Raw genomic sequence first — 16101 nt, forward strand, 5'->3', positions numbered from 1 at the left:
TCCGGCAGGTCAGATATCCAGCTCGGCGATCAGTGCGTCTACCACCGCCCGCAAGTCTCCGTCGTGTTCCTCGGCCACCCGCCGCTGGCGCTGGTAAGAGGCGCCGACTCGCGGGATCTCTGCGACCGCGGCCAGCTCGTCCGCGCAACTCAACGACCGCGCAACCGGTTCCAACCGCGTCAGCACATCGTCGAGGTCGTCGGTAACCAGCCGTTCGTTGCTTTCGGCGTCCAAGATGATCACCGCGTCCAGGCCGTAGCGCGCGGCGCGCCACTTGTTCTCCTGGACGTGCCAGGGCGGCATCGTCGGCAGCGTCTCACCGGCATCAAGCCGGCGATCCAGGTCCACCACGAGACAATGCATCAAGGCCACCAATGCACCGAGCTCGCGCAGATTGGAAACACCGTCACAGATCCGCAGCTCGATGGTGCCCAGGTGCGGCGAAGGCCTTATATCCCAACGTATTTCGTTGATGTGATCGATGATGCCGGTTTTCTTCTGGTCATACACGAAGCCTTCGAACTCCGACCAGGTCTGGAACTGGAACGGCAGCCCAGCGGTAGGCAACTGCTGAAACATCATCGCCCGGTTGCTGGCGTAACCGGTGTCTTCGCCACCCCACCAGGGCGAGGAGGCGGACAGCGCCAACAGGTGGGGGTAGTAGTTGAGCAGCGCAGAGATGATCGGCATCACCTTATTCGCCGAGGAGACGCCGACGTGGACATGGACGCCCCAGATCAGCATCTGGCGGCCCCACCACTGGGTGCGCTTGATCAGCTCGGCGTAACGCGGTGCGTCGGTGAGCTTCTGGGTGGACCATTGCGCGAACGGATGGGTGCCCGCACAGAACAGCTCCATGCCACGGGCATGCACGATCCGGCGGGCCGGGCCCAGGGTGGTGCGCAGATCCTCGATCGCCTCGCCGGCAGAGCCGCACACACCGCTGACCACCTCGACGGTGTTGCGCAGCAGCTCCTTGTGCACCCGGGGGCTTTCACCGATCTCGGCGATGACCGCCGTGGCTTCATTGCTCAGATCCCGGGTCTCGGCGTCGACCAGGGCGAACTCCCACTCCACTCCTACGGTCGGCCGCGGCGAACGCGCGAAATCTATCCGGTTTGCGGTCCGACCCGCCGACGAGCTAGCCGGAGCCGATGACACCGCACGCCACCCGCTTACCGGCATCACCGGTGGCGAGCGTGGTCTGATCGGGACCCGCGGTCCCGTTCGTCTGGTTATAGCGATCCGCCGGAATGTTCGCGAAGTTGTCGGCGCCGGCGTGAATGATGATCGCGGTTTTCTGCCCGCTCGTCAGGTCATCCATGGTGAATGCATCGGTCGTGGTCACCAGCGTCCCGCTGCCGTCACTACGCACCTGCAGCGACGTCAGGTCACCACTGGACTGCCCGGGCACGGGGCGCCCGGACACCTGCAAGTGTCCTCCCGCAGACAGAAAGTCACCCACCGGGCCGCCGGTCGGACCGGCCGAATTGGCCTCGCACTTGCCCACCTTGTGGATGTGCACTCCATGAAAGCCAGGGGCCAGGTAGCCGGTGCCGGTAGTCACGATGGTGACGGTGGCGAATCCGTCCGCGAAATCGAACTTGGCCGTAGCAACCTCGGTGCCATCCGGTGCCCGCAGCTGAGTCGCCAGACCCTCCGATTCGGACGCCCCCTCGCGGTGCTCGTTGGTGCCGGCCGGCGCGGGTGAACCGGTCCACACCGAGGGTGTGGTGCCCGGAACCGTCGACGCATGTTGAGGCGACGAACACCCGCTCAACAACGCGACACAAGCGGTCGCGGACAGAGCGGACATGGTGACAGCTGCGACATTGCGATGACCGGCTGGCTTAGGCATAGCGAGAGCCTAACCTGGCGACCCTCGAGTCATCGAGCGGGCCGAAACGACCCGGGCTGGTGTCGCGCCGGCTCACTCCGTGACCAGGACAATGACGCCGGGGGGCTGGTCGGAAATTTCGGCTATCCGCCGTTCGACGGGCACGCCCAGCTTCTCCCCCACCGCTTCGGCGGTGGTCTGTTCGCCTTCGGCATCGCCGAAATAGACGGTGGTGACCGGCACGTTCGATACCGAAAGATTGGTGACCTCAGTCACATTGAAGCCGGCCTCTTTGAGTTGGTCGGCGGTGCGCCCAGCGACACCCTCGAGACCAGAGATGTTGTAGACCCGCACCTCCGCCTGGGGGGCAGCGGGTTTGGCACTCGTCGAGGTCGGCGACTTCGTGGCGCTGGACGACGTCGGCATCGTGGTTAGCGACGATGAGTCATCCACCGCCTTCCCGGACGAGTCCAGGGCCTGCCAACCCAGCAGCAAGAAGATGACGCCCAGGAACAGCAGCACCATCACCATGGCCCGCAGAGGAAGCCCCGAAGAGTCGGGTACGCGCTCGTTCATCGAGCCCACTGTAGCCAGGAGAGGCCCAGAACTTGAAAAAGCACGGACAAAACCGGGACCAGTGTCAGGTCACCTCGAAGCCGAGCCGCCGGGCGGCCCGCGCCTTCTGACGGCTGGCCCGCAGCCGGCGCAACCGCTTCACCAGCATCGGATCCGCCGCCAGCGCCTCCGGCCGATCAACCAGCGCATTGAGCACCTGGTAGTAGCGCGTCGCCGACATCGAGAACAACTCCTTGATGGCGTCTTCCTTGACACCCGCGAACTTCCACCACTGGCGTTCGAACGCCAGGATGTCATGCTCCCGACGGGTCAAACCGTCGGCGATTTCAGAGTCGTCCCCCGCTCGATTTGCCCGCGCCATAGCGCCGTCCATATCGCTTCCCCTGGACCCTTCCGGCGAATGCTTATTTGCTTTATTTGCTCGAATGACTTGACCTACAAAGGGGCATGTTCCGACGTATTCAACCACGCCGGGAACTGTTGCCCCGTAACCGCGACCCGCGAGTCGGCAGATTGGGCGGATTGCCTCCGACCCGGCGTCGCGCCCAACCACCAGACTCCTCCGCCGCCGAGCGGCGGGCGTCGTCACCGGGCCCAGTCGCCCCGCATAAGCTAGCCGACCATGGCAGTGGTTCCTATTCGGATCGTGGGCGATCCAGTCCTGCACACTCCGACTTCTCCCGTCCCGGTCGGAGCCGACGGTTCGCTACCTGCCGATCTGCCCGAGTTGATCGCCACCATGTACGAGACCATGGATGCCGCGCACGGCGTCGGCTTGGCCGCCAACCAGATCGGATACGGCCTGCGGTTGTTTGTCTATGACTGTGCCGACGATCGCGGAAAGGCCGCGCACCGCCGGGGCGTGGTCATCAACCCGGTGCTCGAGACGTCCGAGATCCCCGAGAACATGCCCGACCCGGACAACGACGACGAAGGGTGCCTGTCGGTTCCCGGCGAGTCGTTTCCTACCGGCCGCGCCACCTGGGCCCGCGTTACCGGGCTCGATGCCGAGGGGAACCCCGTCGAGCTCGAAGGCTCCGGCCTGTTCGCGCGCATGCTGCAGCACGAAACCGGGCACCTCGACGGCTATCTATACCTGGACTGCCTCATCGGCCGGCATGCCCGCAGCGCAAAGCGTGCGGTCAAGTCACACGGCTGGGGGGTTCCCGGCCTGTCGTGGTTGCCGGGCGAGGGGCCCGATCCGTTCGGTCACTGATGACGGCGCCGTGGCCGGACCTCGGAACGCGAGTCACGATTCGCTACCGCCGACCGGCCGGGTCCGTCCCGCCGCTGACCGATGCGGTGGGACATCTGCTCGCGATTGCCCCGACGGTGCGCGTGCAAACGAAGACCGGAGCGATCGCCGAGTTCGCGCCGGCCGACGTGGTGGCACTGCGGGTGCTCACCGATGCGCCCATCCGCACCGCCGAGATCAGGGCCCTCGAACATGCGGCGGCCGCGGCGTGGCCCGGCACCGACCGGAGCTGGCTGGACGGCTGGCTGCTACGCGCCTGCCACGGAGCCTCGCTATGCGCTAATTCGGCGGTCCCGCTGGACATTTCGGCCCGCCCCGACTCGATACCCGCGATCCTCGACTGGTACACGCAGCGCGGCCGCACGCCGCGGCTGGCCATTCCCGACCGGCTCATGCCGGATCCGGCCGGCCTGACCGGTGAGCACACCGAACGTGTCCTGGTCGGCGAGGTCGCGACCCGCCAAGCCGACCCATCGATCACGGTGTCGCCCCGGCCCGACGATGTGTGGCGAGGCCACTGCGACCGCGAGATCGCCGAGCATGCCCTCACCGCGGTCATCGACGGCGAGCTTGCATTCGGTTCCGGCCCGCAAGCGGTGGTCGCACGCGCGGCGGTAACCGACGCACCGGACGGCACCCGCTGGGTTGGGGTGTCGGCCGCCTGCACCATCGATGACCAGTCCCCGACCGGTCCGGCCGCCCTGCTCTACACGGCGTTGCTGGCCTGGGGCGCCGGCCGAGGTGCGACCCGTGGCTACACCTGCGTGCCCGGCACCGCCACGCCCGGCTGGGCCGAGTCGCTGGGGTTGCGACCGCACCATCGCCGTCGCTATCTGCGGACACCCGCTAGCCTCTAGCCATGCCCGATGGCACCCTGCGGCTTGCCACCTGGAACGTGAACTCCATTCGCACCCGCCTACCCCGCGTCCTGGACTGGCTGGAGCGCGCCGACGTCGATGTCCTGGCCATTCAAGAGACCAAGTGTTCGGACACCCAGTTTCCGGCGCTGCCGCTGTTCGAACTCGGCTACGAGGTCGCCCACGTTGGTTTCAATCAATGGAACGGCGTGGCCATCGCTTCGCGCGTCGGCATCGACGACGTCCAGATCGGCTTCGATGGCCAGCCCGCCTGGAGCGGCAAGCCAGAGGTCGCCGCGGCCGCCGAAGCTCGCGCGGTGGGCGCAACCTGTGGCGGCGTTCGGGTGTGGAGCCTGTACGTGCCGAATGGCCGCGCGCTGGAGGATCCGCACTACACATACAAGTTGGATTGGCTTGCTGCGCTGCGGGATACGGCCCAATGTTGGCTGAAAAACGATCCCGGCGCGCCGATAGCGCTGGCCGGCGACTTCAACATCGCCCCCACCGATGAGGACGTCTGGAACACCGAGTTCTTCACCGGGGCCACCCACGTCTCCGAGCCAGAACGCAAGGCGTTCAACGCCATTGTCGATGCACAGTTCACCGATCTGGTACGGCCTTTCACCCCGGGGCCGGGTGTCTACACCTACTGGGACTACACGCAGCTGCGGTTCCCCAAAAAGCAGGGAATGCGCATCGATTTCATCCTGGGCTCGCCGGCATTGGCCGGCCGCGTGGTCGACGCGCAGATCGTTCGGGACGAGCGCAAAGGCAAAGCCCCCAGCGACCACGCACCGGTTTTCGTCGACCTGCGCCCCGGCCCAGCCGCCTAGCCACTGGACACTCCCTAACAATGTTCGTTGTCTGCGCGTTTGTAACGTGGCAGGCTTCTAATAGATGCATGCTGAAGACAGCGCTGTCGATGTTGCGCAGCATGGGACGCAGCGATAGATCGGTGAGAAGTCAGGGAGCAATTATGGGAGTCGTCGGCGGAGCAGTCCGCAACGTTGGTCAAACGGTGAATCGGGCCGCGACGGCGACCACGGCGGCCGCGGGTGCGGTGGGCGGCGCGGCGGTCAACGGCGTCGTCGGTGGCGTCAAGGGAGCCGCCGAAGGCATCCAGCGCGGGCTCAGCACCGGCAGCAAGTCGACACCGGCCGCCGCCATGGCCATGGGCGCGCTGGGAGTCGCGGGCATCGTGGAATGGCCGATCCTGCTCGCCGTCGGCGGCAGCGCGCTGCTGTTGCGCCGGATGAGTCAGCGGCCCGAGGCCTCCGCACCAGCGGCAAAGGCGAAACTCGCGCCGGTACCCGACCAGGAGGAGCCGGCCAAGGCCGCCCCGCAAAAGGCGCCGGCCAAGACCGCGGCCAAGAAGTCAACCGGCCGTCGAGCGGGCGCCGCCGAACTGCGCAGCACCAATTGATGGCGGCGCTGAGCACCCATTGAGCATTGCTACATCCATAAAAGGGGCTCTGCCGCTGCGCGCGCTCGCCACGGGCATCCAGGCAACCAGCGCGATGGCCACCGCGTCGGTGATGACCACCGCAGCCGTCGCCGCAACCCTGGGCAGGACGACCGGTTCGGTAACCAAGGCGTGTTTGGAGTTCGGTGCCGCGCCGCTACGCGAGGGCGCCAAGGCGCTCTCCGGTGAGCTGTCCCCCGAGACACTCACCCGGCACTGCTGGCGCGGTGCGGGCCGCGCCTGGATCGAGGTTCGCGGCCTCAATGACACACCCGACGGTGAACTCACACGCATGGTGCGCGAGGCCATGCGTACCCACCCGGGCATCGCGTCGGTTCGGATCAACTACCCGCTGTCGCGGGTTGTCGTGGACATCGATGCGGCTACCTTGTTGCCGCAGCTGTGCCGCCTAGTCGAAGACACCGAAAAACGTTATCGCGCAACGCAAGACACTGACCGGCCAACGCCCGCTATCAGCCTGCCGGGCGACAGCGTGGTACTGGTGAACCGGGCCGTGACCGTCGCCACCAACGCCGCCGGGCTCGGGCTGGCACTCACCGGCCGGGCGCTGCGCTGGCCGCGGGTGTCGATCACCTTGCTGGCCGGCGTGGTGGCGGTCGACTACCAGCCCCGGCTGCGCAGCCTGCTCGAGGACCGCATCGGCGGGCCGGCGACGGACACGGTCATGACATTGGCCGTAGCCGCGGCAGAAACGCTCACCCAGGCACCGGCATCGTTGTCGGTGGGGCTGGCGATGCAAACCCTCAAAGCCGCCGAAGCCCGGGCGGGGGAACTGGCCTGGCAGCACCACGAACCGGAGTTGGCCCAGTACGCGGAGCAACCGGCGACCAGCGCGCCCTACACCGCGCCCCGCCCGGCACCGGCGCGTACCGCCGAACGAAATGCCGATCGCTTTGCGCACATTCAGACGATCAGCGCGGGGCTGGTCGGGCTGGCCACCCGCAACATGGACATGGCGGCGACCGCCGCGCTGGTGGCAACCCCGAAGGCCAGCCGAACCACCCCGGAGGCGTTTGCCGCTGCGCTTGGTCAGGGTCTGGCACAGCGGCACGGGGTCTTGCCCATGCGGCCGGATTGCCTGCGCCGCCTCGACGAGGTCGACGCGGTCGTCATCGACCCGCGAGTGCTGTGCACCAACAAGCTACGGGTCGCCCGGATTCGCGGCGCGGATGAGGACCAACTGTCGGCGGCGTGGAACCGGGCCCAGTTGCTGCTGGAGCGCGACGATCTGAGCCCGGGGTGGCATGCGGTCCCGGAAAATCCGGATAGCACCGGGGTTTTCGAAGCCGAAGCACTCTTTTTGCCCGCGCATGATCCGCTCGCCTCGGCCGTGGTAGCCGAGGCGCATCGCACCGGAGCGGATCTGGTGTCGGTCGATGACGACTCGCTGGGCGAGCTGCGGCCGGCATTCGACGACATCCGGCCGCTGCGACACGGATCCATCGATGACGCCCTGACCGACGCGGTGGTCGCACTCAGGCAGGCGGGGCGCACCGTTGCGCTGTTGCCGTCGCAGAGCCGCGCCATTTCGTTGGCCGACGTGGCACTTGGTGTACTGCCGCGGACCGCCGACGCCGTCCCACCCTGGTACGCCGATGTGCTGCTGCCCGATCTTGGTGCCGCATGGCGGATCATGCATGCGATTCCTGCCGCCAAGGCGGCACGCCGGCGGGGTATCGAAATATCCGGTGGCGCATCGGCTTTGGGTGCCCTACTGATGGTGCCGGGCGTTCGCGGACTCGGCCCGGGACCGGTGACCACCGGCGCGGGCGCCGGACTGCTGTCGGGGTATCTGCTGGCGCGAAAGGTTGTCGGCGCGCGCCCGCCTCGACCCGCCGCGTTCCACGAATGGCATGCCATGTCCGTTGAGCAGGTCCAGAAACTGTTGCCGCCAACCGACACCTCGCCTCAACCGGGCGCACCCCATTCGACGTTGGCGACCCGCGCCCTCAGCAGCGGCGCGCACGCGGCAAAGCGTGGCGCACAACTCGGCGCCGAGCCCATGCAGGCGATCGGACAGTTCCTCGGCGCGGTCCGCGCAGAACTTTCCGACCCACTGACACCGATGCTGGCTCTGGGCGCAACGGCGAGCGCGGTATTGGGCTCACCCGTTGACGCGGTGATGGTCGGGTCGGTGCTGACCGGTAACTCGATACTGGCCGCAACGCAGCGACTCCGCGCCGAAAGCCGGCTCAACCGCCTACTGGCGCTGCAAATTCCGCCCGCGCGAAAGGTGGTCACCGGCCAGGACGGACAGCCTGGCTACGTCGACGTCGTCGCCGAACAACTGCGGCCCGGCGACGTTATCGAGGTCCGGACCCACGAGGTGGTTCCCGCCGACGCCCGGGTGATCGACGAGACCGATGTCGAAGTCGACGAGTCCGCGCTCACCGGCGAATCGCTGTCGGTGACCAAACAGGTCGAGCCCACACCCGGAGCCGATCTGGCGGACCGTAGCTGCATGCTCTATGCCGGCACCACCGTGGTAGCCGGGACCGCAGTTGCGGTGGTGACCGCGGTCGGGGCGGACACCCAGGAGCGGCGGGCCGCCGACCTGGTGTCCGGCGACCTGTCCAACGTCGGTCTGCAACACCAGCTCAGCCAGCTCACCAACCGGGCCTGGCCGGTCAGCATGACCGGCGGCGCCGTGGTCACCGGACTCGGTCTGCTGCGTCGCCAAGGCCTGCGCCAAGCGGTGGCCAGCGGCATTGCTGTCACCGTGGCCGCGGTGCCCGAAGGCATGCCGCTGGTGGCGACTTTGGCGCAACAAGCCTCGGCGCGCCGGCTCACCCACTTCGGCGCCCTGGTCCGCATCCCGCGATCGGTGGAGGCCCTCGGTCGCGTCGACATGGTTTGCTTCGACAAGACCGAAACGCTCAGCGAGAACCGGCTGCGCGTGGCGCAAGTACATCCCGACCCCGGCTTTTCGGATCACGATGTACTGCGCTGCGCGGTCCATGCCGCGCCGGCCACCAACGGTGGACCGCAGGTACACGCCACCGATGTCGCGATCGTGGCAGCGGCACCACCGGAATTGGCCGCCGAACTCGACCGGTCCGACGCTCACCTGCCATTCCGCTCCGGCAGGTCGTTTTCCGCCTCGGTGTCAGACACCGAACTGAGCATCAAAGGCGCCCCGGAGGTGGTGTTGGCCGCCTGCGGAGCCAACGGCCCGAGCATTGACCGCCAGGTCGCTGAACTGGCCGCCGACGGGCTGCGGGTGATCGCGGTGGCGCGGCGCGAGCTGAGCCCACAGCAGGCCCGGACCGTTGTCGACGACCCGGACGCCATCGCTGACTTCTGCCACGACGGCTTGGCCCTGGTGGGCTTTCTAGGACTGTCCGACACGCCGCGCCCCACGGCAGCGGGTCTCCTCGCCGAGTTGAGCGGACACGGACTGGACGTGCGGCTGATCACCGGTGATCACCCCATCACCGCCGCGGCCATCGCCGAAGAGCTGGGCCTGCGGGTGAGCGCCAAACAGATCATCAGCGGCGCGCAGTGGGATGCCCTGTCGCGCAAGGACCAGGAGCGTGCGGTCGCCGAGCGCGTGATCTTTGCCCGGATGACACCCGAGAACAAGGTGCAGATCGTGCAGACGCTAGAGCGTGTCGGGCGGGTCTGCGCGATGGTCGGCGACGGCTCCAACGACGCCGCCGCGATCAGGGCGGCCACCGTGGGCATCGGTGTCGTCGCGCATGGCAGTGACCCCGCCAGCGTGGCCGCCGACATGGTGTTGCTCGACGGTCGCATCGAATCACTGCTCCCGTCGATCCTGGAAGGGCGTGAACTGTGGCAGCGGGTGCAGGCGGCCGTTTCAGTGTTGTTGGGCGGCAACGCCGGTGAAGTGGCATTCGCCATCATCGGCAGCGCCATCACGGGAACCTCGCCGTTGAACACCCGGCAACTGCTGCTGGTGAACATGCTCACCGATGCGCTACCCGCCGCGGCGCTGGCGGTCAGCAAGCCGCGCGGCCAGACCGACCCCAACGCGCGCGGACCGGATCAGCAGGCGCTGTGGCGAGCGGTCGGCGTTCGCGGCACCACCACCGCTGCGGCGGCCACCGCCGCCTGGATGATGGCCGGGGTGACCGGATTGCCGCGTCGGGCATCCACGGTGGGATTGGTCGCCCTGGTGAGCGCGCAGCTGGGCCAAACCCTGCTGGACTCACACGACTGGCTGGTGGTCCTCACCGCGCTGGGCTCACTGGCCGCGATGGGTACCCTGATCAGTATTCCTATCGTCAGCCAACTGCTCGGTTGTACCCCGCTCGACCCGGTCGGGTGGGCGCAGGCCCTGGGAGCCGCCGCTGCTGCAACCGCCGCGATGGCCGTTGTGGACCGTGTTCTGGATGGTCGTGCTCAGCAGCCGGATCCTCCAGCCCCTCCTGCACCCAACACGAGCACGTCACCGACACCCGAACCCGCGACGGCTCCCGCTGGACGATCTCCACGAGCCCGACGCGCCACAACAGCGCATAAATCTCCCGCAACGGCACAGTCAGCACCGCAGCAAACGACGAAACTAGCGGATCGGCCAGGGCGTCGGTCCTCGACATACTTCAGACGGTGACCGCACGACCGTGCTCGGCGGCAAACCCTTCGTTACTGGAAGGCAAATGATGGTGGAAAAGCAGGCGCGCAGAGCGGTTTCACAGCGCGATGCGGTGAAGAAAATCAGGGAAGGCGAGACTTTCGTGGTGAATCTGCCATTCGTCGGCCAGGTTGAGGTCCCCCGGCCTGAGCAGCTGGCCTACTACGGCGGTCTGGCCGCACTGGCCGCACTCGAACTCATCGAATGGCCGGTAGCGGTGGTCATCGCCGCCGGTCACGTCATGGCGAGCAATCACCACAACCGGCTCCTCGAGGAGCTCGGCGAGGCGATGGAGGAGGCCTAGCTAGTTCACGGCCAGAGTTCACGGCCAGTTCACGGCCAGTCCACGGTGGCGGCGTCGAACTGCAACACGACTCGTGTGCCCTGCGGGGTACGGACGGTTTCGACCTGGTTCGCGAGCCCGCTCATCAGCGTGAGACCGCGCCCGCGCCGCTGGCTGCGCAGGCTGGCCGACGAGTCTCCGGTCCACCGGCCCTGGTCACTGACGGTGACCGCAATCGCATCCTGATCCAGGAATGCCTCGACGGACACCGTCTTGCCGGCGTCACAGCCGCTGCCGTGCTCGATCGCATTGGTGACCGCCTCGCCCGTCGCGAGCAGGATGGCACCCTTGCGCACGGGTTCGACCCCGATCGCGGTCAGCCACTGCGCCATCCGCCGGCGCGCCACCGGGATCTCGGCCGGGACGGCGGTCAACACGGTGGCGAAGCTGCGCGGACCGGCATGGCTGGGACGCAGCGCCAGCACCACGACATCATCGCGGTAGCCCTCGGCCGGGCACATCCGGTGCAGGAGTTCGGCGCACACCGCCGCCACCGGCATGGCGGAGCAGTCCGCGGCCGCATCCGCCAGCCGGGCAAAGCCGTCGTCGAGAGTCTCCCCCGCCCGCTCCATCAACCCGTCGGTATAGAAGATGATCAAACTTCCCGCGGGCAGGTCCGCACGCGCGGTGACGTCGGTCGAGTCGGTCCCACGGGTGGCCACCGGCGGACGCCGTCCCGACTTGAGGAAGACCGGGCTGGCATTCGGGGAGACCACCAACGGATACGGATGTCCCGCGCAGATGTAGCTCATGGCGCCGGCACCCGCCGGTGTGGTGTCGATCAGGGCGTAGGCGACCGTGGCGCAGCTGGCGCCGGGAACGGTTGCCGCATATTTGTCCAGCGCTCCCAGAACATCGGCGGGTTCGGCGGTGTTCAGCGCGGAGGCGGCCACGGCGGCACGAAGTCTGCTCATCACGATCGCCGCGGCCAGGCCGTGACCGACGACGTCACCAACGGATATCGCGATCCTGCCCGGATGCGCCAGCGGCGTCACCGAATACCAGTCACCACCCACGCGCATCGCTTCGCCGGCCGGTTGGTACACCGCCGATACCACCGCGCTGGTCGATCCCCGGTCCAGGTCCAGGAGATGCTCCTGGAAGTCGACGGCAATGCGATGTTCGCGGGTCATGACGCGCACCCGATCCAGTGCGATCTGGGTAATCTCGGCGGTCCGGGTGAACATCTCGAGTTCGGACGCGTCGAATTGGCGCGGAGTGGGCCACAGCAGGGTCAGCACCCCGATGACACGTCCGTCGGCGTTGCGCAGCGGTTGGGCGACACAGGCCCGAACAATTTCGGCGGTGTCCTGCACCGCGTGCTGATAGCGCGGGGGCAGGTCCAGCGTGTCGGTGATCAGCATCGGTTCGCCGCGGTGAATGACGTCGGTTCCCACCAGCGGGCTGTCCAGCCTGGCCACGTGGTAGCGATCGCGCAATTCCGCGGGGATTGCGCCGGCATACTCGAACCGGACATAGTCCCCGTCGACAACTCCGATTGCCGCCGCGGCCGCGTCACCCGACGCCAAGCGGTAGTGCAGGACGGCCGCGAGGATTCCGGCCACCGAGTCGGTGGCCTGTAGGGCGGCGTCGAGCTGCATGAGCCTGGCGGCGAGTCCCTGACGGGTGCGCACGCGGGCAACGGCGGCCAGCCGCGAGGTCACCCGCTCCACCAGCTCCTGGGAACGGAAGGGCTTCAACAGATAATCGTCGGCGCCACCGGCGAAGCCATCGCTGACGGCCTCCGCTCCGGCCCTGGCCGACAGCATCAGGACTGGCGTGGCCGCCAGCACCGGATCCGCGCGGATGGCGGCGATGAACTCGAAACCGTCCAGACCGGGCATCATCACATCGGTCACCACCAGGTCGGGGTGCAGGCTGCGGGTTGCGTTGAGCGCGGACTCACCATCGGCGACCAGAACGGTCTCCCAATGCGGCGATAGCACTCGATGCAGATGGGCCCGCATGTCCGCGTTGTCGTCGGCGATCAGCACCAGCTGGCGGGGCTGTTCCGGTGCCGCCTGTACCTGCGCGGGCGATGAGACCAACCACTGGCTGGCCTCCTCCACGTACGGGTTGGTCTCATCGAGCAAGGCGGCCGGCGACTGGTCGGCGGCCGCACCGGTCGGCGACCGCGGCAGCCGGATGGTGACCGCGGTGCCGCGCCCCGGTTCGCTGTCGATGTGCACGGTTCCGCGTTGCAGCTCAACCAGACCGCGTACCAAGGACAGCCCGATCCCGCTGTCCTCGGCACTGCGGTCGCCGGCATTCTCGGCGCGATAGAACCGCTCGAACAGACGCTGCAGGTCGGCTGGCGCAATCCCGGTTCCGGTGTCGCGCACCACGAGTCGGCAGTGCGCGGCCTCGCTGCGCACCTCGACGGCGATCGATCCTTTCATTGTGTATTTGACCGCGTTGGACAGTCATTGTGTATTTGACCGCGTTGGACAGCAGATTGAGCACGATGGTTTCCCACATGCCCGGATCGACATCGGCCAGCGCTGGCGCGCAGTCGAGTGCAAGGTCGAGCCCGGCGCGGGCGCAGAGTTCGGTGAACGACGACGCGATATGCGACGTCAGCGCGCCCACGTCGGTGCACACCAGCCGCGCGGTTGCGCGACCGGCTTCGATCCGCGAGAACGCCAGCAGCGAGTCGACCATCCGTTGCAAACACCGCGCATTGCATCGTGCGGTATCGAGCCGATCGGCCAAGACGGTGTCGCCGCCGGCGTCGGCGAGCGCATCCTCGACCGGACCGAGCAACAGGGTTAGCGGAGTGCGGAACTCGTGGCTGACGTTGGTCAAAAACGCGGTCTTGGCGCGATCGAGCTCCGCTAGCGCATCGGCTCGCTGCCGTTGCCGTTCGTAGGAGACCACCGATGCCAGCGCCGCCGACAGCTGATCGACGAGCAGCTGGCAGAAGCCCCGATACAGCGCATCCAATGGGCGCCGCGGGCTGATGCCGATCACCACCGCCCCGGGGGTCGAGCCCTCACTCAACGGCAACACCAGCGCCTGGGTCGGGCAGTCGTCGGTGAAAACCTCGCAGATGCCGGGAATCACCCGGGCAAGCTCACCGACCACATGCGCCGACTCCCGTGACCGCGAAGCCATGTCCCAGTCCGTCAGCTCGGCCAGCAGCTGGGGCAAGACGGGCAACACCGACGGTGTGGCTCCCCGCAGCGTGATCCGATGCTGGCCGGCGCCGGCATCGGCACCGTCGGCGGCCACATACACCGCGATGAACGGAAGGTCCGCGGGCTGCGCGGCACACGCGGTGACGGCCGCACCGATCGCGTCGTCGATGGTGTGGGTCTCCAGCACGGCCGACGCCACCGCATTGAGCAGATGCAGACGCCGATCGCTCAACACCCGTTGCGTCGTTTCGATGACCGCGCAGAAGATGGCCGGGACGGCCCCGCCACTGATGATCGGGCTGTAGGTGAAGGTGAAGTAGCGCTCTTGCGGAACGCCTGCCGTCATCAACAGCAGCATCAGATCGGTCGACCAGGTGGCCTTGCCGGTCGCAACGACGCCGGCGAGCATCGGCCCGATCGCCGTCCAAATCTCGGGCGACACCGCCTTCCCGGCACTGCCCAGCGCCGCCGGGTGCTTGTCGCCCAAGATCTGGGCATAGGCGTCGTTGTACATCAGGAACAGGTCGGTCGGGCTCAGCCACAACACGATGGGAAACCGCGAAGTCAGGGTCATCGCCACCGCCGCACGCACTTCGGGTGCCCAGTCCCCGGGCGGGCCCAACCGATAGTGTGCCCAGTCGAACTCGGCGAAGCGGCGCCCCATCTCGCCGCCCAGCGCGATCGCGGCCTGCAGGTCCTCGGGCAACGGTTGCCTATTGGGCGTCCCCGGGGCCGCAGCGTTGGCGCTCATCGTGGCCGCTCGACATCCTCGAGATCGTGCTCACCGGGTTTGCCGGGCCGCAATGCCCCGGCCAGCGTCGGGTAAATCTCGAAGATGCGATCCAGCTCGGTAACTTGGATCGGCTCAAGCACCTGCCCGTGGTCGGCCACCAGCCGCACCGATGTGCCCGCCGCCATCCCCTGTTCATGACACTCCAGCACCGCGTTCAATCCCGCGCTACCGAAGAAGGTCACCGGCTGCAGATCGATGACGACCAGGCGCGCAGGGTGGGTCGCCGCCAATTGCATGGCAGCCGCCAGATGGACGACGAGCTGCTCGACGGTGCTCGAATCGACATCACCCTTGGCCCGCACCACGACGGTGTCCTGGCGAACCTCATGCTCGACCGCCAGCAGGTCCATGGCCTTCACCGCCCGCGAATGTGTCAAACGTTAGGCGGCTGAGACAGGGAGCCCGATCCACCGTCTGCACCGTCCAGGATTAGCTAGAGCCTAACCCGATCCCCACCGCGCAGTCTGCAACCCGCGACGATCAGCTCGCGGACTCGGCGGGAATACGCTCGTGCACCGTTAAGAGCAAGTGGTCGAACTGGCTTTGCACCAACGCCGACACCGGCGGCAAGGACGCGACTTCGGCGACCACTTGTTTGGCCAGCGCACGAAGCTTGGTGTTTGTCTCCTGCGACCGCCACTGCAGCACCCGGAAGGCCTGCTCGGCGCTGACCCGGTAGACGGCCATCAGCACACCTTTGGCTTGCTCGATCGCGGCGCGGTTCTCGAACAGGTCGGGCAGCGCCTCGTCAAGCACCTCCTGACGCGTTTCGTCGAAGGTGTTGGTGAGGTCGATGTAATAGCCGGATGTTCCCTGGACCACGCCGGATTCGTTCACCATGCGGTCAGCCACCACGATTGCGTCGTGCACCACGCCCGCCGTGTCGACAAAGCGATGGCGACTGGAAAACGACTCCCCCGACCGCAACGCATAGTCCAGCAAGTCCTGGACGTGGGCACGATCGTCGGGATGCTTATGCGACAACAACAGTTTCGTCGTCGGCACCACGGCGCCGGGCTCATATCCGTGCATCCTGGCCACCTCGTCGGACCACTCCCAGCGCTGGCCGATGAACCAGAAACGGAAACTGCCGATGCTCAGATGGTTATCGACCGCCCCCGATATCGGGGTGGCAAACGAGGGCGTACCGCGGTCAGGGCGTTCCTCGCCGGTGTGGGCGGTCTGCTGCACGTCTGAAATCATCGCACCCGACCCGCCTGGCAGCC

The 16101-nt window shown here is 67.3% G+C and carries 13 protein-coding genes and 1 pseudogene; 6 read left to right on the top strand and 8 right to left on the bottom strand.

Annotation, left to right across the window (positions count from 1 at the left end):
- Window positions 1–9 precede the first annotated feature (9 nt).
- The 4 genes from SHTP_RS22375 to SHTP_RS22390 form a co-directional block, all read right to left on the bottom strand.
- Window positions 10–1185 (bottom strand): glutamate--cysteine ligase, encoded by a 1176-nt coding sequence (locus SHTP_RS22375; RefSeq protein ID WP_096371813.1) that lies wholly within the window; start codon window positions 1183–1185, stop codon window positions 10–12.
- On the bottom strand, window positions 1142–1858 hold the full coding sequence (sodC, locus tag SHTP_RS22380; protein WP_012392695.1) for a superoxide dismutase[Cu-Zn]: 717 nt from the start codon (window positions 1856–1858) through the stop codon (window positions 1142–1144). Before sodC ends, SHTP_RS22375 begins: the two co-directional genes overlap by 44 nt.
- 72 nt (window positions 1859–1930) lie before the next feature.
- Window positions 1931–2413 carry a LytR C-terminal domain-containing protein gene (locus tag SHTP_RS22385; RefSeq protein WP_172900588.1) on the bottom strand — a complete coding sequence of 161 codons (483 nt, stop codon included), beginning with the start codon at window positions 2411–2413 and terminating at the stop codon, window positions 1931–1933.
- Between the two features lie 64 nt (window positions 2414–2477).
- Complete coding sequence (locus SHTP_RS22390; protein ID WP_012392693.1) at window positions 2478–2786, bottom strand: nucleoid-associated protein NapA; 309 nt, start codon at window positions 2784–2786, stop codon at window positions 2478–2480.
- Window positions 2787–3035: 249 nt separating this feature from the next.
- Between SHTP_RS22390 and SHTP_RS22395 the strand changes: the two genes are divergently transcribed.
- The 6 genes from SHTP_RS22395 (at window position 3036) to SHTP_RS22420 (ending at window position 10906) form a co-directional block, all read left to right on the top strand.
- On the top strand, window positions 3036–3629 hold the full coding sequence (locus tag SHTP_RS22395; protein WP_012392692.1) for a peptide deformylase: 594 nt from the start codon (window positions 3036–3038) through the stop codon (window positions 3627–3629).
- The gene (locus tag SHTP_RS22400) at window positions 3629–4525 is read left to right on the top strand and encodes an N-acetylglutamate synthase, CG3035 family (RefSeq protein ID WP_096371815.1); all 897 of its coding nucleotides are present in this window, start codon (window positions 3629–3631) and stop codon (window positions 4523–4525) included. The genes SHTP_RS22395 and SHTP_RS22400 overlap by 1 nt, the downstream gene beginning before the upstream one ends.
- A 17-nt stretch (window positions 4526–4542) precedes the next feature.
- Entirely contained in the window at window positions 4543–5358 is an 816-nt protein-coding gene (locus tag SHTP_RS22405; RefSeq protein ID WP_172900696.1) for an exodeoxyribonuclease III, read from the top strand.
- 143 nt (window positions 5359–5501) lie between these two features.
- Entirely contained in the window at window positions 5502–5948 is a 447-nt protein-coding gene (locus SHTP_RS22410) for a hypothetical protein (RefSeq protein WP_096371817.1), read from the top strand.
- Window positions 5949–5997: 49 nt separating this feature from the next.
- Entirely contained in the window at window positions 5998–10581 is a 4584-nt protein-coding gene (locus tag SHTP_RS30755; RefSeq protein ID WP_172900697.1) for a cation-translocating P-type ATPase, read from the top strand.
- A gap of 49 nt (window positions 10582–10630) precedes the next feature.
- Window positions 10631–10906, top strand: a complete 276-nt coding sequence (locus tag SHTP_RS22420) for a hypothetical protein (protein ID WP_020731710.1) — start codon at window positions 10631–10633, stop codon at window positions 10904–10906.
- 29 nt (window positions 10907–10935) lie between these two features.
- On the opposite strand, the gene SHTP_RS29300 is transcribed toward SHTP_RS22420, so the two are convergent.
- The 4 genes and pseudogenes from SHTP_RS29300 to SHTP_RS22435 all read right to left on the bottom strand — a co-directional run bounded on the left by SHTP_RS29300 (window position 10936) and on the right by SHTP_RS22435 (window position 16078).
- Complete coding sequence (locus SHTP_RS29300) at window positions 10936–13344, bottom strand: SpoIIE family protein phosphatase (RefSeq protein WP_231991190.1); 2409 nt, start codon at window positions 13342–13344, stop codon at window positions 10936–10938.
- A gap of 280 nt (window positions 13345–13624) precedes the next feature.
- Window positions 13625–14833 (bottom strand): annotated as a pseudogene (locus tag SHTP_RS30195) (ATP-binding protein); the annotation flags it as partial.
- Window positions 14830–15225 (bottom strand): STAS domain-containing protein, encoded by a 396-nt coding sequence (locus SHTP_RS22430; RefSeq protein WP_096371818.1) that lies wholly within the window; start codon window positions 15223–15225, stop codon window positions 14830–14832. The gene SHTP_RS22430 and the pseudogene SHTP_RS30195, both read right to left, overlap by 4 nt.
- A gap of 130 nt (window positions 15226–15355) precedes the next feature.
- The gene (locus SHTP_RS22435; protein ID WP_015354406.1) at window positions 15356–16078 is read right to left on the bottom strand and encodes a PAS and ANTAR domain-containing protein; all 723 of its coding nucleotides are present in this window, start codon (window positions 16076–16078) and stop codon (window positions 15356–15358) included.
- Window positions 16079–16101: the final 23 nt, after the last annotated feature.

Origin of the sequence: Mycobacterium ulcerans subsp. shinshuense (genome assembly GCF_002355775.1) — a bacterium.
GTDB classification, from domain to species: Bacteria; Actinomycetota; Actinomycetes; order Mycobacteriales; family Mycobacteriaceae; genus Mycobacterium; species Mycobacterium marinum.

Excerpts from the sequence above, each read along its gene's own strand:
- SHTP_RS22375 (WP_096371813.1), bottom strand. The coding sequence starts at position 1,185 with ATGCCGGTAAGCGGGTGGCGTGCGGTGTCATCGGCTCCGGCTAGCTCG.
- sodC (WP_012392695.1), bottom strand. The coding sequence starts at position 1,858 with ATGCCTAAGCCAGCCGGTCATCGCAATGTCGCAGCTGTCACCATGTCC.
- SHTP_RS22385 (WP_172900588.1), bottom strand. The coding sequence starts at position 2,413 with ATGAACGAGCGCGTACCCGACTCTTCGGGGCTTCCTCTGCGGGCCATG.
- SHTP_RS22390 (WP_012392693.1), bottom strand. The coding sequence starts at position 2,786 with ATGGACGGCGCTATGGCGCGGGCAAATCGAGCGGGGGACGACTCTGAA.
- SHTP_RS22395 (WP_012392692.1), top strand. The coding sequence starts at position 3,036 with ATGGCAGTGGTTCCTATTCGGATCGTGGGCGATCCAGTCCTGCACACT.
- SHTP_RS22400 (WP_096371815.1), top strand. The coding sequence starts at position 3,629 with ATGACGGCGCCGTGGCCGGACCTCGGAACGCGAGTCACGATTCGCTAC.
- SHTP_RS22410 (WP_096371817.1), top strand. The coding sequence starts at position 5,502 with ATGGGAGTCGTCGGCGGAGCAGTCCGCAACGTTGGTCAAACGGTGAAT.
- SHTP_RS22420 (WP_020731710.1), top strand. The coding sequence starts at position 10,631 with ATGGTGGAAAAGCAGGCGCGCAGAGCGGTTTCACAGCGCGATGCGGTG.
- SHTP_RS29300 (WP_231991190.1), bottom strand. The coding sequence starts at position 13,344 with ATGAAAGGATCGATCGCCGTCGAGGTGCGCAGCGAGGCCGCGCACTGC.
- SHTP_RS22430 (WP_096371818.1), bottom strand. The coding sequence starts at position 15,225 with ATGGACCTGCTGGCGGTCGAGCATGAGGTTCGCCAGGACACCGTCGTG.
- SHTP_RS22435 (WP_015354406.1), bottom strand. The coding sequence starts at position 16,078 with ATGATTTCAGACGTGCAGCAGACCGCCCACACCGGCGAGGAACGCCCT.